The organism is Candidatus Methylacidiphilales bacterium (genome assembly GCA_028713655.1).
Lineage (GTDB): Bacteria > Verrucomicrobiota > Verrucomicrobiia > Methylacidiphilales > JAAUTS01 > JAQTNW01.
In genome coordinates, this window is sequence record JAQTNW010000010.1 from 1 (window position 1) to 21213 (window position 21213).

19 protein-coding genes are annotated in these 21213 nt (G+C 55.7%); 15 read left to right on the forward strand and 4 right to left on the reverse strand.

Features of this window, described 5'->3' with window-relative positions; translation table 11 throughout:
- The 3 genes from PHD76_04780 to PHD76_04790 all read left to right on the forward strand — a co-directional run.
- The coding region (locus PHD76_04780) for an MFS transporter (protein ID MDD5261145.1) at nucleotides 1-1212 on the forward strand (1212 nt) is incomplete at its 5' end.
- Nucleotides 1209-1844 carry a lysophospholipid acyltransferase family protein gene (locus PHD76_04785; GenBank protein MDD5261146.1) on the forward strand — a complete coding sequence of 212 codons (636 nt, stop codon included), beginning with the start codon at nucleotides 1209-1211 and terminating at the stop codon, nucleotides 1842-1844. The genes PHD76_04780 and PHD76_04785, both read left to right, overlap by 4 nt.
- Nucleotides 1841-2026, forward strand: a complete 186-nt coding sequence (locus PHD76_04790) for a hypothetical protein (protein MDD5261147.1) — start codon at nucleotides 1841-1843, stop codon at nucleotides 2024-2026. Before PHD76_04785 ends, PHD76_04790 begins: the two co-directional genes overlap by 4 nt.
- 85 nt (nucleotides 2027-2111) lie before the next feature.
- On the opposite strand, the gene PHD76_04795 is transcribed toward PHD76_04790, so the two are convergent.
- The 4 genes from PHD76_04795 to PHD76_04810 all read right to left on the reverse strand — a co-directional run bounded on the left by PHD76_04795 (nucleotide 2112) and on the right by PHD76_04810 (nucleotide 8164).
- Nucleotides 2112-2705 carry a hypothetical protein gene (locus PHD76_04795; protein MDD5261148.1) on the reverse strand — a complete coding sequence of 198 codons (594 nt, stop codon included), beginning with the start codon at nucleotides 2703-2705 and terminating at the stop codon, nucleotides 2112-2114.
- Nucleotides 2706-2731: 26 nt separating this feature from the next.
- Nucleotides 2732-3796, reverse strand: a complete 1065-nt coding sequence (locus PHD76_04800; protein ID MDD5261149.1) for a TIGR02597 family protein — start codon at nucleotides 3794-3796, stop codon at nucleotides 2732-2734.
- A 694-nt stretch (nucleotides 3797-4490) separates the two neighbouring features.
- On the reverse strand, nucleotides 4491-5711 hold the full coding sequence (locus PHD76_04805; protein ID MDD5261150.1) for a class I SAM-dependent methyltransferase: 1221 nt from the start codon (nucleotides 5709-5711) through the stop codon (nucleotides 4491-4493).
- A 140-nt stretch (nucleotides 5712-5851) separates the two neighbouring features.
- A complete protein-coding gene (locus PHD76_04810) occupies nucleotides 5852-8164 on the reverse strand; it encodes an AsmA-like C-terminal region-containing protein (GenBank protein ID MDD5261151.1) in 2313 nt (770 codons plus the stop codon).
- A 202-nt stretch (nucleotides 8165-8366) separates the two neighbouring features.
- On the opposite strand from PHD76_04810, the gene PHD76_04815 reads away from it, so the two are divergent.
- From PHD76_04815 to PHD76_04870, 12 genes are all read left to right on the forward strand, one after another.
- Nucleotides 8367-9743: a glycine--tRNA ligase gene (locus tag PHD76_04815; protein MDD5261152.1), complete on the forward strand. Its 1377-nt coding sequence runs from the start codon at nucleotides 8367-8369 to the stop codon at nucleotides 9741-9743.
- Between the two features lie 36 nt (nucleotides 9744-9779).
- On the forward strand, nucleotides 9780-10496 hold the full coding sequence (gene larB, locus PHD76_04820; protein ID MDD5261153.1) for a nickel pincer cofactor biosynthesis protein LarB: 717 nt from the start codon (nucleotides 9780-9782) through the stop codon (nucleotides 10494-10496).
- Entirely contained in the window at nucleotides 10493-12439 is a 1947-nt protein-coding gene (locus tag PHD76_04825) for an SUMF1/EgtB/PvdO family nonheme iron enzyme (GenBank protein MDD5261154.1), read from the forward strand. The genes larB and PHD76_04825 overlap by 4 nt, the downstream gene beginning before the upstream one ends.
- Nucleotides 12440-12563: 124 nt before the next feature.
- Nucleotides 12564-13526 (forward strand): biotin--[acetyl-CoA-carboxylase] ligase, encoded by a 963-nt coding sequence (locus PHD76_04830; GenBank protein ID MDD5261155.1) that lies wholly within the window; start codon nucleotides 12564-12566, stop codon nucleotides 13524-13526.
- 7 nt (nucleotides 13527-13533) lie between these two features.
- Entirely contained in the window at nucleotides 13534-14334 is an 801-nt protein-coding gene (locus PHD76_04835) for a type III pantothenate kinase (GenBank protein ID MDD5261156.1), read from the forward strand.
- A 79-nt stretch (nucleotides 14335-14413) separates the two neighbouring features.
- Complete coding sequence (locus PHD76_04840; GenBank protein MDD5261157.1) at nucleotides 14414-15850, forward strand: ATP-binding protein; 1437 nt, start codon at nucleotides 14414-14416, stop codon at nucleotides 15848-15850.
- 30 nt (nucleotides 15851-15880) lie between these two features.
- On the forward strand, nucleotides 15881-16675 hold the full coding sequence (gene trpA / locus PHD76_04845) for a tryptophan synthase subunit alpha (GenBank protein ID MDD5261158.1): 795 nt from the start codon (nucleotides 15881-15883) through the stop codon (nucleotides 16673-16675).
- Nucleotides 16672-17094 (forward strand): Holliday junction resolvase RuvX, encoded by a 423-nt coding sequence (ruvX, locus tag PHD76_04850; protein ID MDD5261159.1) that lies wholly within the window; start codon nucleotides 16672-16674, stop codon nucleotides 17092-17094. The genes trpA and ruvX overlap by 4 nt, the downstream gene beginning before the upstream one ends.
- Nucleotides 17095-17107: 13 nt before the next feature.
- The gene (locus tag PHD76_04855; protein ID MDD5261160.1) at nucleotides 17108-17779 is read left to right on the forward strand and encodes an acyloxyacyl hydrolase; all 672 of its coding nucleotides are present in this window, start codon (nucleotides 17108-17110) and stop codon (nucleotides 17777-17779) included.
- A 218-nt stretch (nucleotides 17780-17997) separates the two neighbouring features.
- On the forward strand, nucleotides 17998-18765 hold the full coding sequence (truA, locus tag PHD76_04860) for a tRNA pseudouridine(38-40) synthase TruA (GenBank protein MDD5261161.1): 768 nt from the start codon (nucleotides 17998-18000) through the stop codon (nucleotides 18763-18765).
- Complete coding sequence (locus PHD76_04865; protein ID MDD5261162.1) at nucleotides 18758-19213, forward strand: tRNA (cytidine(34)-2'-O)-methyltransferase; 456 nt, start codon at nucleotides 18758-18760, stop codon at nucleotides 19211-19213. Before truA ends, PHD76_04865 begins: the two co-directional genes overlap by 8 nt.
- Nucleotides 19214-19494: 281 nt before the next feature.
- Nucleotides 19495-20595 (forward strand): serine hydrolase, encoded by a 1101-nt coding sequence (locus tag PHD76_04870; protein MDD5261163.1) that lies wholly within the window; start codon nucleotides 19495-19497, stop codon nucleotides 20593-20595.
- Nucleotides 20596-21213 lie beyond the last annotated feature (618 nt).

Sequence of the window (21213 nt, forward strand, 5' to 3'; positions counted from 1 at the left end):
CTCGGAATTGTCAATGCGCTGGGCCCGCTGCTGAACATCCTGCAGATTCCCGCGGCGCGCTATGTGGAGCAGGTGGGATACCGGAGTTTTGTGCTGCGCGGGTGGTCGCTCCGGAGCGTGTTCATCATTGCCATTGCCGGGATTGCCTTTTTGCCGCCGCAGATCGACAGCACGACAAAAATTGTTCTGACGCTTTGCTGCCTCTTTTTTTACAACGCTAGCCGGGGTTTTTCCGTATGCGGCTTTTTGCCGTGGTTGACGCAACTGGTGCCGGAGCAGGTGCGCGGTCGCTATATTTCCTTCGACCAGATGTTCAGCTTTGTGGCCATCGTGTCGGGCTCGCTGCTCTGGGCCTTTTATCTCAGATGGGCGGACGGGGTGCGCGCTTTCGGCGTTTTGTTTTTGGGAAGTTTTGCCGCCGCCATGGCGAGCCTCGTGTTCCTGCGCCGGATTCCCGATGTGCCGGTGTCCGAATCCTCAAGAAATGCGGAGCCGGTGCCGTGGCTTCAAATCATCAAGTTCCAGCCGTTCCACCGTTTTTTGGTTTTTAACATGGTGTTGTTTGTGGGATGGGCCGGGATCGGGGTTTTTTATGTCCCCATGTTGCGCGACCAATTTGCCATGACGGACACGGGTTTTCTGCTTTTGCAGGCGGTGTTCGGCGTGGTGTTTATCGTCAGCATTTTTATTTTGGGCGGGCTGGCGGACAAGGTGGGGAGCCTGCCGATGTTGAATGTCTCGCTTGCAGTCCAGGTACTGCACATGGTCGGCTGGGGCTTGATTGGGGCTCACATCATCCCGTTTACCTGGTGGAGCTTGGGCTTCCAGCAGGCCAGTTGGGGAGTGGCGTTTGCCCTCTTCCAACTCGCCAATACCCGCCTCGTGATGTCGATTGTGCCCGGATTGGGACGAAGCCACTTTTTTGCCATTTTCAGCGTGGCCCAAAATCTGGTCCTTGGGCTGTGCCCGGTGTTTTGGGGGATTCTGGTGGATGCGCTCAAACCCTGGCATGCGCATTGGGGGTTATGGCACGGGAATGCGTTCAGCCTGCTGTACCCGGTCTCCGCGTTGTTTGTTCTTTTTTCCTATGCGACCCTGGCCCGGATACATGAGCCCCAGGCGTTGAGCACCGAGGAATTTTTTCACGAATTATTCGTCAAGACGCCGTCCCGCGCATGGAGCCGCCTTTTGAACCGGAGGTCCATTTCTTGAAAAGCGCGCTTGGCAGAAAATGGATTCGCCGCTTTGGCCCGCCCCTAATTGCCGCGATCATCAAAGTGCTGGGCGCAAGCCTGCGGGTGACGGTGGAAGACATCCCCGGAGTCAGGAGCAACAAGGAGCAGAGGGAACCGTTTTTATTCGCGTTCTGGCACAACCGTATTTTTTTGATGCCTTATTTTTACCGGAAATACATGGGCGGTCGGAATTTGACGGTGATGGCGAGCCCCAGCCGGGACGGCCAGTTGTCAACCGATATGGCGAAGTACTTTGGAATCCATGCGGCGCGGGGTTCTTCGTCGCGCAGCGGCTTGCGAGCTCAAATCCAACTGGTGCGGGAGTTGAAAAGCGCGGGATCCGACGTGGCGGTAACGCCCGATGGGCCCCGCGGGCCGTGTTATACGGTCAAACATGGAATTTTGCAACTGGCCCAAAGCAGCGGGCTTTCCATCCTGCCGGTGACCTATCATCTGTCGGCCAAATGGGAAATGAGCAGTTGGGACGGTTTTCAAATCCCGAAGCCGTTTGCCCGCTGCCACATCCGGGTGGGCGAACCGTTGCACGTGGGCGCGGATGACGATTTTGTGAAAATGGCGGAAGAACTCGCGCGCAGAATGGGGGAATGAGGGAGCTGCACCCGCGTTCCGCCGCGGCCGACGCACTCCAAAATCTCGCGATGACGGGAGGATCAGGCGGTCTTGCGTTTGAAGAGGCGGCGGGCGAGGAGGAAGCCGCAGCCGCCGAGGAGGAGCAGCGAGACCGAACCGGGTTCGGGAACGGCAACAACGGTCAACTGGCCGGTGGATAAAAATTGGGAGGTGTCCCAGGACAAGCCTGCACCAAGAGTGGGCGTTGAACCCAGAGTGGCGCCTGTAAAACTGCCCGAGGTCAAATCAAAGGTGTCTCCAGCACTTCCGGTATAGGTTCCAGCAATATTGATTACGGCGCCCGTAACCATTAATGGAGCCAATCGAGCCAACCGAAGCCAGCGAGTTAATGTCAAACACTAACTGACCTCCAGACGATACAGTTAATGAACCAGATGTCAGGATTTGCCTGGTATTGACATTCAAAAAGCTGAACAACAAACCCCCAGAACCGCCTGTGTAGATGGCATTAGCTCCTGCATTTACGATTACGCTAAACTGATCCAAACTGGAACTATTATTGGTAATAGCACCATTAACTGTCAGTTGCTCTCCTGAGCCATCGTTGAGCACTTGCACGCCGGTTGATAGCGTGTTATTAAATGTAAAACTTGTAGCACTTACATTAATTCCAGTATCTATTCCGACTGCCGTATCCCCCGATTGCATAAAACCGACTTGAACAACTGATGAGTTCACCCCTGGAACATTATTACTCCAGTTGGTGCTATTCGACCAGCTTCCATCTCCCGCTGAATCATTCCAAATTGTTTGAGCATAAAGACTGTCAGTGCTAGTGAGCAAAACAGCCAGAAAGCTCATGACAACTATTTTTTTCATTGTGGTATAAAGTAGAGTGCTTGATTTTAAGGCGTATAGGGCATGCTGACCGCCATGAAGGAAGACTGGCCACTGACAGTGGATCGCTTCAGAATCTGGATCCCTGCGCCCGCTGGAATAACAAAATTACTTTGGTCGGTCAACGTATCTCCCGACTTACGCCATTGGTTGTTGTCCGCGCGCTGAAAATAGGAAAACCACCGTCCAAGTGACGGATCCCAAACAGCGATTGTGTCCGCTGTAAAAACGGAGTTACTTTTGGTCCAGCCGGGAATATTTAAAGAAGCAAGCGTCACGTCCACCGGGAAACGGGTGGAACTGTAAATGGCGGAAGTGGAACCCCCGGTGGTTTTAGTCAACGGAGTCACATCCGGCACCCGTCCCTGAAGCTGGAAAACCAAAGCAGGACGGTTCGGACGACGGGTAATGCCAATCGCCATGTCCGGATAGAGGATCAATCCATTCTGGCTCACAACTCCGGACGCCCCTGAATTCCATGCGTTGCGGGTCGTATTAAAATAATAACTAAATGACCGACCAAGACTGGGGTTATAAATTGAAACTGCGTCTGCAGTAAATGCGCTCGTTCCTCCGACCAACTGTACCGGATTGCTAATGGAGCCATCCCCAAGAACCGAAGCCAGTGTGTCTCCGGCAATTATTTCAATGCGGTCGTTGACCTGCACGGCAAAGCCCGAACCGTCCAGCGGCGTCGTTTGCGAGCTGTGATCGGTGACATCCACTGTCAGGGTATTGGCGGTGTTGGCGGTCACCAGCAGGAAGCGGCCTGCCTCCAGACCCGAGGAAATTTTGACAAAGAAAGGCGAACCGGCTGCGGCAAATTGCCCGGCAGTCCAGGGAGTTCCGGCAACCGTCAGCGTATTGGAGGTCAGCGCCGTCACCGCGCCCGAATAGGCCGGATTATTCAGCAAGGGAAAGGAGATGTAGGTCGTGGTGGTTTGAGCGCCGTTCGTGGCGGGAATCGTGTAGGTGATATACCCCACCGGCGTGGTGGTGACGGTGGTCTGGGCTTTTGCCGCCAAGGGAACGGCCAGCAGCCCCAGAATAAAGGAGAAAAAAAGTCGGTTCATAGTATTAATCCTAATTGATTCGATTCCTTGGTATTCGACCCATTTATCTAAAATAACCCTCCAGTACCTACAATTACCTGATCGCAATGTCAATTTTAAAGCCTTGGACGAGGATACCATTTTTCACCGCAGAGACGCTGAGAACGCAGAGAAAAAGTGTTCTTACTTGGTATCTCATTCCTTGTGTTTTTTGTTCGCACACCGGACGAATCCGTCCTTTGGCGGACCCTCTGCATTAATGAGCTTATTTATTATGTTAACATACGTAAAAAGTCAACGCAAATTAAGCCGGTGCCCAAGCCTACCGCAACCGCTTTCCGCCACGGCGGGCGAGGAGGGCTCACCCGTCACGGCAATCCAGAAGCTACATGGATCGCCACGGTGCGGATGCGCCTCCTAATGAACAGTTGTGACAACATGTTGAAATACAGAACATTATAAGAAAATCATTCTTGCCATGAAGAGCATTGAGAGCATGAAGATTTTTTAGACCGGATGACAGGATGCACAGGATAAAATTGCAGAAAATAGAGTTTCGTATTCCTCATCCTGTAAATCCTGTCCAAATGCGCTCCCCATGAACTTCATGATCTATCTACATGGTTAAAATCAGTGGCCTTTGCTCCCGTTCATTCCCGCTCAAAACACCTTTTTCAAAGGTTTGGGTTCTCGCGATGACGAAAGCCGCGTCCGTTCACCGTGAAATGGCCTCCAGGTAAACCGCCTTCAAATAACGCAGTACCTCAACCGTCGCCGGATGGTCCGGGGCGTGGCCGGTGATTTCAAGTTCCCGAGCCTTTCCCCCGCTCGCGAGGACCGCGCGGCGGATGGCCCCGACAAATTCATCGGTCGAGACATGCGCCGAGCAGGAGGCGCACACCAAAATTCCGCCGGACTGCAAGCGCGCCAGCCCCGACAAGGCCAGTTTTTCATAAGCCCGGATGGCCCCCTGGCGTTCCGGTTCGCGTTTCGCCAGCGAGGGGGGATCGATCACGATCATATCGTATTTTTCCTTTGCCTGGGCCAGCCATTCAAACACGTCCGCCCGCACTTCCTCATGCCTGCAAGCCCGAACACCGGGCAGTTCCCTGTTTAACTCCCAGTTCTTGTTCAACTCAGCCAGCGCATGACTGCTGATATCGACGCTGGTGACCGATTTCGCGCCACCGCGCGCGGCATAGAGCGAAAAGCCCCCCGTGAAACTGAACAGATTCAGCACCGATCTGCCGGACGCCAGCCGCTCCACCCGCCGACGGTTGTCGCGCTGGTCCAGAAAAAAGCCCGTCTTCTGCCCGCGCGCCACGTCCGCCAGAAAGCGAAGGCCGGACTCGCGGAAAATCACCGGTCCGTCCAACGGCTTGCCTGACAAAACGCTGCCGTCTTTCAACCCGGTCCGGTTGGCCGGCGAAGCCATGATGTTGCGGCTCAGGCGCAGCACGATCCGCTCCGGTTTCAAGCGCGCATCGAGCAATCCGGCCACCCGCTCCAACTGGGCAAACCATGCGCTTGAATAAATCTTCAGGACCAGCGTACCGGCGTATTGGTCCACGACCAGGCCGGGCCAGCCGTCGTTCTCCCCGTTGATCCAGCGCAGGCCGTTGGTCTCGCCGTCCGCCACTCCCGCGCGAACCGCCAACGCTTTGCGCAAATGCTCTTCCCACCAGGCCGCGTCCAGGGCCTGCGGCTTGCCCGCATGCAGCACACGGATGCGAATCGGCGATTCCGGGTCGTACAACCCGATCGCCAGGAACTGGTCCTTGTGGTCGAAGGCAACCGCCAGTTCGCCTGGTTCGCCTGCGCGGTTTTGGGAGCGGATGCTGTCGCTGAAAATCCAGGGATGCCCCTGCCGGACTTTTGATTCAGCCACGGACGACAGGCGAACACGGAGCGTCGGAGAGGAAGGGTTTGTTTTCAAATGCGGGTTCCCGCGAAATGACGCAAAAAAGTCTTTGCCTTTCTTTTCGCAATTTTGGCGTGTTTAGCAGGCAGCACTCTGCGTCTTTGCGTCTTTGCGCGAGAATGTTTTGGCTGCTGCTTTAACATCCAAACGGCCTTTCAAAAAACTTTCGGCTCCCATTTGGTTTTGGACAATGTTCCGGTCCCCTCATACTCGAAGAGCTTGCTCACAAAAAAGAGCGGGACGCCCAGGATGCCGCGCATGTTCACACGCATGCTCATATCGACCTTGTCCTCAATGATATCATAAGTGCCATACCCGATCAGGGCAAAGCCCGAGGAAGCGACATCGACCTTGCTCACATTGATGACTCCATCCTTGATGATGAAAGCGGCCTTGGCCGAGCGGGCTTCGCTGTAACCGAGGTTGGGGATGATCGAGTTCAGTATCTGGGACAACCCGCCAAACACCGGGATGTTATACAAAACGCCGTTGGTAACGGTAAAGTCGCCGTCTCCTGTCATGGTTTTCATGTCATCGAGCAGGCCCCGCACCTTGATGACGCCGCTGACGCTTCCCTTGACATCGTCATTTCCGAAGAATGTTTTCATCAAAAGGCCAAAATCCTCATCGGTCAGCGTTGCGTCGGCGTTGTAGGTCGTTCGCTTCAGCAATTGCATGTCGAGCGTGCCGTTCAACTGGCCGCCGAACAAGCGGATCGGCTTGTTCGGCTTGAGCGACAGATGGGGGCCCTTGAGTACGAGGTTTGTATCCAGGTCCGAAAGGGTCAGCATTTTTTTCAGAAAGACATACCTCATGCCCTGCGGGCATTGAATGCGGGCGTGGAGATCGGTATTTTGCTGCGTGTCCAAATCCACCTGCCCATCGGCGGAAAAAGTCGATGGAGCTAAAAATCCGTAGGGGGCCGCATATTCAGCCATCTTGTTTCCAAGGATGATTGCGGTGTCCTGGAGGTTCAGGGTGCCTTTCGCGCCCTTGATGCGAACCTGCTTCGTTTTGAAATTGTCCCAGACTTCCGCCCGGCCCTCCCCTTCCGTTCTTTTCACATAAAGATCCGGCAGGTGCAATTCGTTCTCCTTGAATTCAAACGAGCTTTTCAGCTCCGCGAGCGGCACTTTTTTGTACGAAAAATCCCGGGCCCGCATGGTACCCGTAAGTGCGAGCAGTTCCGGGGCGAGTCCGGTTCCCGTCGCAACACAATCCACCTCGGGCGGAGTGGAAAACGACAGGCTGTCGAAAAACGGCCGGGCGCCTTCGCCGAAAAGTTTTTTGAACGCGGTGGGGTCCACGGAGCTCGTCAAATGCGCCTTCAGCACCTGGCCGCCGTCATAAAACAGGTTGAACGCCGCGTCGCCGCCATCAGCCTTGATCGCCATGTCCGAAACCATGATCCGGCGCCCGTCAAACGACAGCGGCAGATACAGTGAGTCGATATGGGAGTCCTGCACCAAAAAATCGCGCCAATCGGAGCGGGTTTGCAGCAGATACTTGAACCCGTTCTCCCAATTCAAGTCCACCCGGCCTTCGTTGACCGGCAGCTTGAAGAAACGGACATCCGCCAAAAAATCACCCGCCTTGCCTGGCAATCCGCTGGCAAGCAGGGAAAGGTCCGCATCGGAATAAAACGACAGGAGCGCAGATTTCGCGCCCGCCTTCCAGTTGCCGTCAAACGTCATCTTACCCCGGAGGAATTGCACCTCGCTGTGAAACCGCGCCGCACTGTCCTCATAATCCGCATCCAGATTGATGTCTTCCACCACGACGCCTTTCCAGGCCTGATGTACGCCATGGACCCGGACATGGATTTCGCTTTCAAGCGGGCGGGCGGGCAGCGCCTTGAATTGGACATCCACCAGCAGCGGCCTGGGCGCAGACCAATAGGATGCAATATTCAGCAAGGTCCGGTACAATTCCGCCTGTTTTTGAAAATCGGGCGGGTTGGCCGGGCTGCGGGGGGTAAACCCGGCCAAATCGACGACGCCATGGAACTGCAGGTGCAGATTCAGCCAGTCGCCCTCCAGCGAGCGGACCTGCAACAGGTTCGGGGCAAATAAAATCTCCGCATTGACATTGTTTAATTCCACCGCCGTTTCCTTGTCCAACGGGAACGTCAGGTCCGCCTTGGAAAGGGTTGCACCTTCCAGAAACGGCTCCTTTCGCCACCAGGAAATCCAATTGAAGCGAAACCGGATCTTTTCGATCATGAGCGACCGGGTGATTTGATCTTTTGTCTCCGAAATCACCAGATTTTGCGCCACCACACCGCCGAAAGGATCCAGATAGAGCCGTCCGGAATGGATGGTGATGCCGCGGGCCTTCAGCTCGAGGGCGATCCGCTGGCCGATCTGCTCGGGGAGCCCGTAATAGCGGAAACTCAAAAGCACGCCGGCAAGCATCAATCCGAGGATGATCAGCGGGTAGGCAATGATTCGTGTCAGGCTGATTTTCATTCTGCAATTTTTAAAGACTGGTTTAAAACCCGTTTCGCGCCAAGGACGCCAAGCCCGCAAAGGATTTGAACCGGGCCTCTTTCTTTATCCAGAGCATCAGGCGTGGTTTGCACGGGAAATTTACGGGGTTGAATTTTAAGGGTGCATCCTCCCGCGGGATCACTAGTCTGTATCCTTTTAAGAACCTGTAAAAAAAGAACATATGGCAGATACAACGATCATGGAGAAAATTGTCGCCCTGTGCAAGCGGCGCGGATTCATTTTTCAATCTTCCGAGGTGTATGGCGGCTTGAACGGGGCCTGGGACTTCGGCCCGGTCGGCTGCCAGCTCAAAAAAAACATCAAGGACCACTGGTGGAAAACCATGACCCAGTTGCGCGACGACATCGTGGGCATGGACGGCTCCATCCTCATGAACCGCAATGTCTGGAAAGCCAGCGGCCACGAGGCCACCTTCAGCGATCCGTTGATCGACTGCAAAACCTGCAAGGGCCGTTTTCGCGCCGACCAACTGGATTCCACGCCCTGCCCGCAAAAGCCCAGCAAATGCGCAGGCCAGGGCGGCGCCTGTGAATTGACCGAGGCCCGCAGTTTCAACCTCATGTTTAAAACCTACGTCGGCCCGGTGGAAGACGAGGGCAACATCACCTACCTGCGGCCCGAAACCGCCCAGTCGATGTTCGTGCAATTCAAAAACATCCTGGACATCTCCCGCAAAAAGCTGCCCTTCGGCATCGCCCAAATCGGCAAGGCCTTCCGCAACGAGATCAACCCGAAAAATTTCATTTTCCGGTCCCGTGAATTCGAGCAAATGGAAGTGGAATTTTTCATCCGGCCCGGGGAAGGCAAGGCGTGGCTGGAGCGCTGGTTGGAGGACCGCCTGCGCTGGTATGAGGCCATCGGCATCCCGCGCGCAAAAATCCATGTGCTGGACGTGCCGGAGCAGGACCGCGCTTTTTATTCCAAGGGCACTTATGATCTGGAGTACGAATTCCCCTTCGGCATCCAGGAACTCGAAGGCATCGCCTACCGCACCGATTACGACCTCACCCAGCACCAGAATGCCAGCGGCAAACCGTTCGAATATTTCGACGAAGACAGCAAAACCAAATTCATCCCGCACGTCGTCGAACCCAGCGCGGGCGTGGACCGCACTTTGCTCGCAGTGTTATGCGAGGCTTTTGCGGAGGAAAAAGTGACCGACGAAAAGGGCAATGAGGAAATCCGGACCGTTCTGCGCTTCGCGCCCTGCATCGCCCCGGTCAAAGCCGGCATCTTCCCGTTGCTCAAAAACAAACCCGAACTGGTGGCCAAGGCCCGGGAAGTGGAAGCCCTGCTCCGCCCGCTGATGGCGGTTTTCTATGATGACGGCGGCGCCATCGGACGGCGCTACCGCCGCCAGGATGAAATCGGAACACCCTTCGGCATCACCATCGATTTTGAAACGCTTGAAGGAGTCCGTGATGGAAGCCACCAGGGTGAGAAGGAAACGGTCACCCTCAGGCACCGGGATTCCATGAAACAGGAACGCGTGCGGATTGCCGACTTGCCCAATCTGTTGAGGCAGGCTATTTCGTAAAGGGGATTTCAAAAGCCGGATCACGTGGTTCATTCCGTGAGCAAAAACAAACAGCAACCTGAACTCGCCGATCTTCAGTTCGCCCAAGTCGATCTGGACCGGCAAAAACGCTGCGGTGCGGCGGAGGTGATTCTGGGCATGGGAAAAACACCGGCGCAAATCCGCGCCATCGCCACGGTCCTGAAAAAGGCCGGCCAACCCGTGCTGATCACGCGGACCAACCGCCTTGCCTATCAAGCCGTTCGCACCGTCCTCAAGGGCTCCGTCTTCCACGAACAAGCGTCCATCATCGCCCACCGTCCCGCCAAACCCGACTCCAGGCGGCGGATCTGCGTCTGCGCCGCCGGGACCGGCGACCTTCCGGTTGCGGAAGAGGCCGCGGTAACGGCGGGATTTTTCGGCAATCATGTCGAGCGTTGTTATGACGTCGGCGTTGCTGGACTACACCGTTTAGTTAGACGTCTGGATTTGTTGCGCTCTTCCCTTGTCATCATCGCGGTGGCGGGGATGGAAGGCGCCCTGCCCAGCGTGATTGCAGGCCTGGTGGACCGTCCTGTCATTGCCGTGCCAACCAGCGTCGGGTACGGCGCCAACCTGCGGGGCATTACCGCCCTGCTGGGAATGCTGACCTCCTGCGGCTCAGGCGTGACCGTGGTCAACATCGACAACGGCTTCGGCGCCGCTTATGCGGCGAACCAGATCCTCCGCCTTGTAACCGCCGAATCCCGGCAGCCGAAAGCAGGACCCCTATGAGCACAGACTCCCTGATGGTTTCCAATGTCTATTTCGTGGCTTACCCCGACGCCGAGACCGCCGCCTACCTCCAGGCGCTGATCCAGTCATGGGACACGAACGCCCACGTGACCGTGACGCCGACCCTGACAGACCTTTACAACCAACTTGGCGCGGTTTCCGACAAGGCCATAGTCATCTCCGAATTGCTGTGGGACGGACAGGACGCTTCCGACGTCCTTTTGAGCCTCGCCCTGAATTACCCGCGCATCGCCTTTCTCGTGGCCACCAATTTTGACACCAGCCAGATCCTGCCCCAATACTTTCCCATTCCCTACGTCCAGGGCGTGGACCGCACCGATCTCATCCTGAATTTCGCATCCTCCCTGACGGAGGATTTGAGGGGCACACAGGCCGGCCCCTACCATCTCATCGACTTTGCCGGCCAGAATTACCTTGGAAGAAACTATTTTGCCCACCAACCCCTCATCAAACGCGATGTCCATCTCACGGTGCTGCCCCTGCTGGCGTCGGAGGAGGAAAGGCAGGAATTCCGGGCCATCGCGGCTGCGCGTGCGCGCAACATCCACGCCCAGATTTATGTGATTTATGAGGAAGGTGAAGCCGACGGCCGTCCCTTTGCGGCCCAGGAGCCCGTCACAGCCCCCAGCCTGCTCCAACTCAGCCTGCAGGACGCGACGTTCGACTCGCGCCTGATCGCCAAGCTTCTCACCGTCACAAGCTCGGTCCTGTCCCACTTGCATTCCAACCGGATTCCTTATCAGCCCCTGCGCAGCAGCCACATCACGCTGGCGGGAGACGGCGTCATTAAAATGCATAACACCGCATTGCCCTCCACTTCCCCCATTCCCGATATTCCCACCGAGATTGCGGAACTGGCCGATATCATCCGTGAATTCTGCCCCAAGACAGACCCTCTCGATCCCCGCCTCGACGCCCTCCTCAATATGATGTCAGCGGGGCTGACAAACCTTCAGGCCATTTACAATACAGCCAACGCGGTCGATCTGGACCTGGCCCCGGTCAAATTTGTGCCGCAGCGCGAACAAGCCATCAAGGCGGCGGCGGAAATTAAAAAAGCCCGCAAGAACTACCTCCTGTACACCGCCATCATCGCGGGCAGCATGGCCTCGCTGATCGGCTTCATTGTGGTCAAGCTGATCCTGGATTTCGCCCCCGGCACGGACTTTCGAAAACAATGCCGCATTCCCGCCGGCAAGGCCTTTGTCGGAGAACAACTGGTGGATGTGGGCGAATTCTACATGGATGAACACGAAGTCACCATCGGCCAATATGAAAAATTTCTCAAGGACAAGCCCACCCCTGCAAAGCTGTTGCCACCCGATCTTGCAAGATATAAAACCGATTTTGAACCCTACGACTGGAACAACATTCAAAAAGCGTTAAAACCCGGGATACTGAAAAGAATTTATCTGGGCGGGGTTCTTACGCGCGACATCCCCATCTTCAATGTGGATTACGCCGACGCTTACGCCTACGCCAAATGGAAACACAAGCGTTTGCCGACCGAGCTGGAATGGCAGCGGGCCGCCGCCGGTGATCAAAATCTGAAATATCCCTGGGGCAACACTGCAGATTTCAATAAAACCAACACCGGCAAGGACATTCCCAGGACGGGGAAATCCGCAAAAACAGGCCCACCCCCCGGAAGTGTGGATGGATTTCCCGGGCTGGCTCCGGTCAACGGCACTCCCGCAGACCGCAGCCCTTACGGCGTCATCGGCATGGCGGGAAATGTGAGTGAATGGGTGGAACCCAGCCTTGAATTTGGCCCGTTTAAGAGCAGCTATAAAAACATCCGCGGAGGCAACTTTGCGTACCCTTGGCTCTTTCCCAACCAATATCACAGGGCCCAGGTCCAGTCCGACTTCTTTGATCCTTCCGTCGGCTTCCGCTGCGTCAGCGACAAACCCGTGGAATAAGATGGCCGACCGCCTAACCCGGATGTTTCACACACTTCTGAAAACTCCTGCATAAATCCAGCGCGTCTCTTTCCACTGTTGTGTCACAGTGCCAACAGATTGATCATTGAAATGAGCATGAAATATGCAGGCTAACAACATCGACGAGCCCATCCTGTCCGCATTGTTCAAAGGCGTACTGGAACCCCACGCCCTCTCGCAAAAGCTGGGCCTCCCGGCGGAGATAATCCTCCACGGCATCGAAAGCCTCCAACAGCTCGGCTACATCATTGAACGCACGCCCTATTCCGGCTTCATCCTCAAATCATCCCCTGACGTAATCATTGCCGACGAGATCCGCGCCCGCCTGCCCGGCAATGTTTTTGCGCGCCAATTGGCCGTTTACCGCCAAACCCGTTCCACCAATGATATTGTTTTCAAGGCCGGAAACGAGGGTGCGGCGGAAGGATTTGCCGTTCTGGCCGAAATGCAGACCCATGCCCGCGGAAGGAAACACCGGGTCTGGCATGCCCCCGCCGGAAATGGCATCTGGCTTTCCCTGCTGTTCCGCCCTGACTGGCCGCTGGAACGCGCCTCGTTCCTGACCTACATGGCCGGCGTTGCGCTGTGCCGCTCCGTGTTCCGGCTGACCGGCCTGAGATGCGGCATTAAATGGCCGAACGACATCCTCCTCTCCGGGAAAAAACTCGCCGGGATTTTGACCGAAACCCGCGGTTCCGGAACACGGCTGGAATTCGCCGTGGCAGGCATCGGCTGCAACTTCAGGAACCGCCGTGAGGATTTTCCCGGGGATCTGCGTGAACGGGCCACCTCTCTAGTTCTGGAAGGCGCCTCGCCGGAACTCCGCCGTGCCGATCTTCTGGTTGCGCTCCTGCAGGAAATCGAAACCCTCTATCGCCTGTCATGGCCGGCCGTGCATGCGGAATGGACAACCCTTTGCCTCAGCATCGGCAAGCCGGTTCGTGTGCAAACCGAAGCCCGGCTGCTCGAAGGCCTGATGACGGGCCTGGAGGAAGACGGCAGCCTCCTGCTGCGAATGCCCAGCGGTAAAATTGAGGTGATAAATTCCGGCGAAGTCTTATTCTGATCCGTTTATGGCCCAACCTAAAATGCTCCTCATTGATGTGAGCAATTCGTGGACAAAGTTTGCGCTTGCCCGCGGAAGTCGGCTCCAATTCCTGGCCCGCCGGCCCACTCCGGAAATCACGCCGCGCTTCCTCTCCGGCCTCAACCGGCGCCACAAACCGGATCTCGTCGTCGCCGCTTCGGTCGTGCCTTCCATCCGTAAAATCCTCGGCCGGGTCTGGTCCAAAAGCCGCCTGGTTCTGCTCGACCACCGTACAAAACTGCCAATTCGTTTGCGTTATCCAAACCCGGCCAGCATCGGCGCGGACCGCATCGCCAACGCTGTGGCCACCGCCCGGCTCTACCCGCTCCCGGCCGTCGTCATCGATTTCGGGACCGCCGTCACCTTCGACATTGTTTCCGCAAAACGCGAATATCTCGGCGGCGTCATCGCCCCGGGGTTGAACGCCATGACCGATTACCTTCACGAAAAAACGGCGCTCCTGCCCAAAATCACAATCCGGGAACCCCGCCACGCCATCGGCAAAAGCACGATCGAGGCCATGCGTGTGGGAGCTGTCACCGGCTATCGCGGGCTTATTCAGGCCGTGCTGGATGCCATCCAAAAACAAATGCGGGCCAGGCACCTGACAGTCGTCGCCACCGGCGGACACAGCGCTTTGATTGCGCGCCACGCCCCATTCATTCAAATCGTAAATCCCCTGTTGACTCTGCAGGGACTTCAGTTCATAGCGGAAAACTATTCTAATAAGTCACCTCTACCTGAAAGCAAGTCCAGCATAAGGCACCGGGCTAAAAAAGCGCTCTGATAATCCTGGAATATGCTTATAAATATAATTTAGATAAAATACACTTGCCTTATATTCAATTTTTGGCATTTATTCAACCATGTTGGCCACAAAAACTGAGCTTTTGGCCATTCTACGCCAATACAATCCATGGTGGCAGGATACCCGGTTGGTTGATCTGCCAAAATGGAAACGCGCGGCTTTTCATCAAATGTTGAATTGGATCAAGAATCCACCGGCTCACCGTGCTCTCCTGCTCAGCGGCGCGCGACAGATTGGGAAGACGACCCTGTTGCTCCAGGCCATCGAAGCCCTGATTGAAAGTGGCGTACCACCGGCCAAGATTTTATATGCAACCTTTGACCACCCACTGTTGAAGCTGGCAGGCTTGGACGGACTTCTTGATTTATGGCGGGAACTGGAACCTGAGCGTAATGGAACGGAGTATCTGTTCCTTGACGAAATTCAATACACCAAAGACTGGCAAACCTGGCTCAAGCATCAGGTTGATTTTTTTAAAAAACGGCAGATTATAGTAACGGGATCCGCCACGCCACTCGCGGCCGAGGGACAGGAATCAGGAGTAGGCCGCTGGCATACTCTGCGTCTGGCAACACTGTCTTTTTACGAATACCTGCAAATCAAGCAAATTGCGGTACCGGAGCTTCCCGTGGTGCAATCACTCCAGTCTTTGTTTACCTGGAGCCCCCGGCATTTTTCTGAAGTGTCCGCCCAAGCGCGCCCTCTTGTTGCGGATTTTCATGAGTACCTGCTGCGGGGCGGATTTCCGCAGAGCGCCCAGGTGGAAAGTATTGCCCAGGCTCAGAAATTGCTGCGGGAAGACATCGTGGACAAAGTCCTGAAGCGCGACATGACCGCCTTGTTTGGCGTGCGCCGGGTGTTGGAACTCGAGCAAACTTTTCTTTATCTATGCCTGCACGACGGCGGGCTGCTCGATATACCCGATCTGTGCAAAAATCTCCAAGTCAAGAAGCCGACTGCAAACAACTTTATCGCGTTGTTGGAATCAACCCATCTGATTCACCGCCTGCCGCCATTTGGCTACGGCAAGGAGATCCTGCGCGCCCGCTATAAGTTGTATCTGGCAGACGCCGCCATTGCCCCTAGTGTGATGTTAAAGGGAAAATCACTGCTCGAAGATCCGGCTGCGCTGGGTGTGGCGGTTGAAACGGCATTCTTCAAACATGTTTACACGCGCTACTATGACCGAAGCATCGGATTTTCCTATTGGCGGGGAAAGAAAGACCACGAAGTGGATATCATCGCATCAGTTGAACAGCGTCTTGTGCCCTTCGAAATAAAATACCGCGCACAGGACACGGGGGCCGGCGACCTGAAGGGCATGCAGGAATTTTGCGCGGCAAAAGGGGTGGAACAGGGTTATGTGATCACCAAGCAAATCACAGATTTTTCAGTCATGCCCCTGCCAAAGACCGGCGTTCCTACGCATATCCTAAAAATTCCAGCCCCCCTTGCATGTTACTGGCTGGGTCGTTCCGAAGTTGAAGGTGGCTAAAGATTACAGGTTTGAATATAATCCATCCCCATGAATCGGATTGACACATGTTTTAAGCAGTTGGCCGCGGAAAATAAGAAGGCTTTCGTGGCCTACGTCGTGGCCGGCGACCCCCACCCTTCCAAAACGCACGGCATTGTCCTGGCGCTTGAAAAAGCCGGGGCCGACATCATTGAGCTTGGCCTCCCCTTTTCCGACCCTCTCGCAGACGGTGCCGTCAACCAACTCGGCTCCCAACGCGCGCTCGAGGCCGGCGCCACAGTCAAAGGCTTGTTTGAGGCCGTGAAGAAAATCCGCAAGGAAAGCCAGATCCCCCTCGTTCTCTTTACCTACTATAATCCCATTTTCCATCTTGGGGTCGCCGAATTTGCCCGCCAGGCGTCGGAATCCGGCATCGACGGCGTGCTCATCCTGGATTTGCCACCCGAGGAGGCGAAGGCCGAATGGCCCGCCGAGTCCGCGCTCAAGCGTATTTCCCTGATCGCACCCACCACTCCGGAAGACCGCATTCGCCAAATTGCAAAAAGCAGCTCCGGTTTCATTTATTATGTCTCAAGGGAGGGCGTCACGGGCATGCAGGACAAATTGGCTTCGGGTATCCCGGCCCAAATCTCCGCCATTCGCGCGCACACGAAGCTCCCGATTTGCGTGGGATTCGGCATTTCCAACCCCGAACAAGCCGCCGCTACAGCCGCGTTGGCCGATGGCGTCGTGGTGGGCAGCGCGATTGTGAACCGGATCGCAGAATGGGGCAAGAGCCCGGAATTACCCGCCCAACTGCGCGCCTTTGTACAACCTTTGGCCGAAGCCACTCACGCCGTATGAGCCGTTATCTTTGCCTGGACTTTGGGACCAAACGCATCGGGGTTGCGGCCTCGGATGAAAGCCTGACGCTGGCCACTCCCATGCCCTTTATCGAAGCCTTTCCGTTCAAGCCGTTTATCAGTCAATTAAAAAAAATAATCCTGGAAAAAGAAGTTACGCTGATTGTCATCGGCATCCCCCGTAACATGGACGGCTCCTATGGCCCGGCGGCGGCAAAAGCCCAGGAATTCGTCCTCCGCCTCAAGGAAATCCTGGTCGTTCCGATAGTAACCGTCGATGAACGGCTCAGTACCGTCGAAGCCTCCCGCCGGTTGCGGGAATCGGGCAAAAAGGCAAAAGATCAAAAAGCCATTATCGACAGCAATGCGGCCCGAATTATGTTGCAAAGCTACCTTGACGCTAAATCAAATTTCATCTAGCAATCTAGCAGTTATGAAAAACGGAATAGGCAAACTCATTGGTGTATCGGCAGCGGGACTCTTTTGCATGACGCTCAGCGCTTGGGCCGGTGCGGGTGATTTATCGAAACAGGTTCTGACCAAGGTCGAGCCCGTAGCTCCGCTCTTCACGGAAGACCGGATTGAATTCCAGGCCATGCAGGGCGCCTTGTTTTCACAAAACGACATCGGGCCGAGCATACCAACCTATGATTACGCAAAAACCACCCTCCGCCTGGGCTGGATGCTGGACACACCGGCAGGCGACGGCAGTTGGTACGACGGCAACTTTGAAGCCGTGATGGAAATTTCCACCAACTTCGTCTTCAGCGGCTTCGGAAACGTCCACGTCGGCCCCACTGGTTTGGTGCGTTACAATTTCGTCCAACCCGGCTGGAAAGTGGTGCCCTACGTGCAGGGCGGCGCCGGTATTGTCTATTCCGACGGCTATCAAACCAGCTCGCAGCGCGCCCTTGGCGGATGCATTGAATTCACGCCCCAGGCAGGCGTCGGCATTCGTTGCCTCCTCAACAACAACTGGTCGGTGGATCTGGAAGCTGATTTTGAACACATTTCAAATGCCGGCATTTATTCCCGTAACCTGGGCGTCAACGCAATCGGCGGCCAGGTCGGCTTTAGCTACTTTTTCGACAGGCTCTGGCAATAATAAGAAAAATCCCGTTTACAAAAAGGCGCGCGGAATTCCCGTGCGCCTTTTTTGTGTCGCCGCAGCCCGGCGTGCGGATGTAGCACGGCCGTCCCGGCTGCGGGTTTCAACAGCGTCTCGCTGCTAAAATTGTTGCAGTCGGAGCAACTGCCAAACACAAGGATTGTCGGCTGATTTTTACAGATTCCAATCCTGCAATCCGCATTTATGCTTCTTATGTGATAAAGACGCTCAGGAACCACAAACTGTTGATCGCCTACGATGGCACCCCCTTTGCCGGCTGGCAAATCCAGGGGAAAAAGCCAACCGTCCAGGGCCATCTGGAACAGGTTCTGGCCCGCTGTTGGGGGCATCACGTCACCCTCTACGGATCGGGACGCACCGACGCCGGAGTTCACGCACACGGCCAGGTTGCCCATTTCCGTGCCGAACCCAAATTTCGCGATTTCTCCTCCCTGCAATCCGCCCTCAATTTTTATCTCCCCCGCGAAATTCGAATTCTGCAGGCCAAATACGCCCCCGAAACCTTTCACTCCCGGTTTTCCGCCAAGGGCAAGGAATACCGCTATCGGATCGCCCAAGTGCCGTTTCTGGACCCTTTTGAAATCAACCGCGCCTGGCATGTGCCGCGCAAGCTGGATATCGACGCCATGGAAAAAGCCGGGCAATTGTTCGTCGGAACCCATGACTTCGCGTCCTTTACCAGCAATCCCGGCTACAAGCGCGAAACAACCGTCCGCAGCATCCGCAGCGTCCGCTTCCAGCAACAGGGAACGATCCTCGCCATCTCCTTCCGCGGGGAAGGGTTTCTCTACCGAATGGTCAGGAACCTTGTCGGCGCCCTTGTCAAGATCGGCCACGGACGCATCACGCAGCAGGAACTGAAAAAAATCCTGGAGGCCCACAGCCGCAGCGCCGCTCCCAACACCGCGCCCGCCTGCGGCCTTTATCTGGAAAAGGTTTTTTACACGGACCGCTATGTTTAACATCGTGCTTCTCAAGCCTGAGATCCCGCCGAACACCGGGAACATTGCCCGGCTTTGCGCCGCCACCCGCAGCCGTCTCCATCTCATCGAGCCCCTCGGATTTTCCCTCGACGAAAAGCAATTGAAACGCGCCGGAATGGACTACTGGGAGCATGTGGATTGGAAAACCTGGCCCGATTGGCCGACCTTTTTTGAATCGATCACGGGGCGGCGCTTTTTCCTGTTGAGCACCAAAGCCAAAACATCCTACGCCAGCGCCCGCTTTCAGGATGGCGATTATCTGATTTTCGGCCCTGAAACCCGGGGCCTGCCGGAAAGCCTGCTGGCCGCCCACCCCGGCCAATGCCTGACAATCCCCATGCCCAACCCCGAAGCCCGGAGCCTGAACCTCTCCACCTCCGCAGGCATCGTTCTCTACGAAGCCCTCCGCCAGACAGGAAAGATTTAACGCAGAGGGCATAAGAAGCCAAGGCGCAGATAACCTTTGTTATTTACAATGAAGGACACAAAGACTTTATCCGCAGATTATGAGGATTTTCACAGATTGCATTTTTTGAATTCTTTCCGTTCCTATGCGACTCTATTTAATTTTTTCACTCGCCGAAAAATGTCTTTTGGTGTTCCCGCGCCTTTGCGTCTTATGCCCTTTGCGTTAAATCCTGTTTTTTACGGCGCCTCCGCGCCGAACCCGTCATTGACTCCGCAGCCTGTTGTGCCGAAAATACAGCCATGATCCGTGTACTCGGCTGCGCGGCCCTGCTTGGAATGCTTTCAATGCCCGCCCCGGCGTGGTCCGAAGTCACGCCCAAAATCAAACCTGTCACTGCCGCCAAAAAACATGTCCCGCCCGTCCCCGATCTGCCCCCGCAGGCCCTGAAAGCCGCCGACACCTATTCGATCCGGCATCGCGGACTCGCCCTCCTCGTCATTCAAAACAACCGCATCCTGCTTGAAGACTACCAGGAGGGAAGCGGGCAGGACGTCAAACACCGGATCTACAGCGGCACAAAAGGATTCTGGACTCTGGCCGGCCTCGCGGCGACCGAGGACGGACTGCTTCATCTCAATGAACCCGTTGCCGATACTCTCCCCCAGTGGTATGTCGATCCCAGAAAGGCGCCTCTGTGCCTCTGCGAACTGCTCAATTTTACCAGCGGCTTGGAACCCGATTTTCCGCTTCACGGGATCGATGGCTCCAATCGCGACACCCGCGCCATGCGGGACAAAATACTCGCGCCACGCGGCCAGGCTTTTATCTACGGGCCTGCCGCCATGCAGGTTTTTCATGAAGTCCTCAAGCACCGCCTGGCGGATTGGAACGAAACGCCCACTGAATACCTCGAGCGCCGCGTTCTGTACCCGCTCGGGCTCGGCCCGCAACGCTACCTGCCCGACAGCGACAACAACCCTCTCATCGCATCGGGTTTTATGATTACCGCTCGCGAATGGGCGGCGATGGGGCGCTGCCTTCTCCATCGGGGCTGGCCAATCCTCGCAAACAATTCCCTGACACCGGCTTTACGGGGCAGCAGCGTCAACCCGGCGTACAGCCTTGGTTTCTGGAACAACCATGCGGTCACGGCTCCGGATGCCAATGAAGTCGATATCGAGGAAATGCTGGAACTCGATTGGTACCGGCAGAACTGGAGTCATGCCGTGCTGTCGCTAGCCGCGCCGCCCGATCTGTTTGCCAGCATCGGTTCGGCGGGGCAGCGGCTCTACGTCGTCCCGTCCAGGAATCTTGTCGTCGTCCGCCTCTCCCGCGACAGCCATTTCAAGGACTCCGAGTTCCTCCAATGCCTCTTCGGGAATCCCCAGTCACTGCAATAGCACGGGTTCTCGCGCAAAGCCGCAAAGCAAATCATTTTTAACCGCAGATGGACGCGGATAAACACAGATGAAAAAAAAACGGAAAATATCCCCCTTATCAGCTCTCCGCTATACACAAGTACTGGATCGCCACGGCCCATGATGGGCCTCGCGATGACGAACAGATCGAGTCTGCATACTTCGCCGGCACTACACCCCACGCACCCGTGTCACTGCGAGGAAGGCTTGCCCGACGCGGCAGTCCAGAGGCCATGTGGCCGATATCTGCAATGCCGTCTCGTTAATTTCGGAAAGCAATTTGGAGAGTAGAAAGCCATAAGCAGCATATAACATATCAATATATTCTTCATGTGTTATAATTGATAAGGATTTTGATACTTCCGAAAGGCTATTACGTCCAGACACTGGAGGAAAGCCGAAACCCAAAGCGGTGTCGGTCGGGTGGCTGCCCGACTTGCCACCGCACTCCACATCCAATCGCCTCTCATCCTGTTAATCCTGTCAAAAATGTGTTTTGCTTTGTGTCTCTTTCCTATCCGTATCCATCCGCGTTATCCGTGGTTAAAATGTTTTCCTCTGTGTTCTGTGGCCAAAACTTCGCGGCTTGGCATCTTTGCG

Coding starts and splice junctions, on each gene's coding strand:
- PHD76_04790 (MDD5261147.1), top strand. CDS start 1,841: ATGAGGGAGCTGCACCCGCGTTCCGCCGCGGCCGACGCACTCCAAAAT.
- PHD76_04795 (MDD5261148.1), bottom strand. CDS start 2,705: ATGAAAAAAATAGTTGTCATGAGCTTTCTGGCTGTTTTGCTCACTAGC.
- PHD76_04800 (MDD5261149.1), bottom strand. CDS start 3,796: ATGAACCGACTTTTTTTCTCCTTTATTCTGGGGCTGCTGGCCGTTCCC.
- PHD76_04810 (MDD5261151.1), bottom strand. CDS start 8,164: ATGAAAATCAGCCTGACACGAATCATTGCCTACCCGCTGATCATCCTC.
- PHD76_04815 (MDD5261152.1), top strand. CDS start 8,367: ATGGCAGATACAACGATCATGGAGAAAATTGTCGCCCTGTGCAAGCGG.
- PHD76_04825 (MDD5261154.1), top strand. CDS start 10,493: ATGAGCACAGACTCCCTGATGGTTTCCAATGTCTATTTCGTGGCTTAC.
- PHD76_04830 (MDD5261155.1), top strand. CDS start 12,564: ATGCAGGCTAACAACATCGACGAGCCCATCCTGTCCGCATTGTTCAAA.
- PHD76_04835 (MDD5261156.1), top strand. CDS start 13,534: ATGGCCCAACCTAAAATGCTCCTCATTGATGTGAGCAATTCGTGGACA.
- PHD76_04840 (MDD5261157.1), top strand. CDS start 14,414: ATGTTGGCCACAAAAACTGAGCTTTTGGCCATTCTACGCCAATACAAT.
- trpA (MDD5261158.1), top strand. CDS start 15,881: ATGAATCGGATTGACACATGTTTTAAGCAGTTGGCCGCGGAAAATAAG.
- ruvX (MDD5261159.1), top strand. CDS start 16,672: ATGAGCCGTTATCTTTGCCTGGACTTTGGGACCAAACGCATCGGGGTT.
- PHD76_04855 (MDD5261160.1), top strand. CDS start 17,108: ATGAAAAACGGAATAGGCAAACTCATTGGTGTATCGGCAGCGGGACTC.
- PHD76_04865 (MDD5261162.1), top strand. CDS start 18,758: ATGTTTAACATCGTGCTTCTCAAGCCTGAGATCCCGCCGAACACCGGG.
- PHD76_04870 (MDD5261163.1), top strand. CDS start 19,495: ATGATCCGTGTACTCGGCTGCGCGGCCCTGCTTGGAATGCTTTCAATG.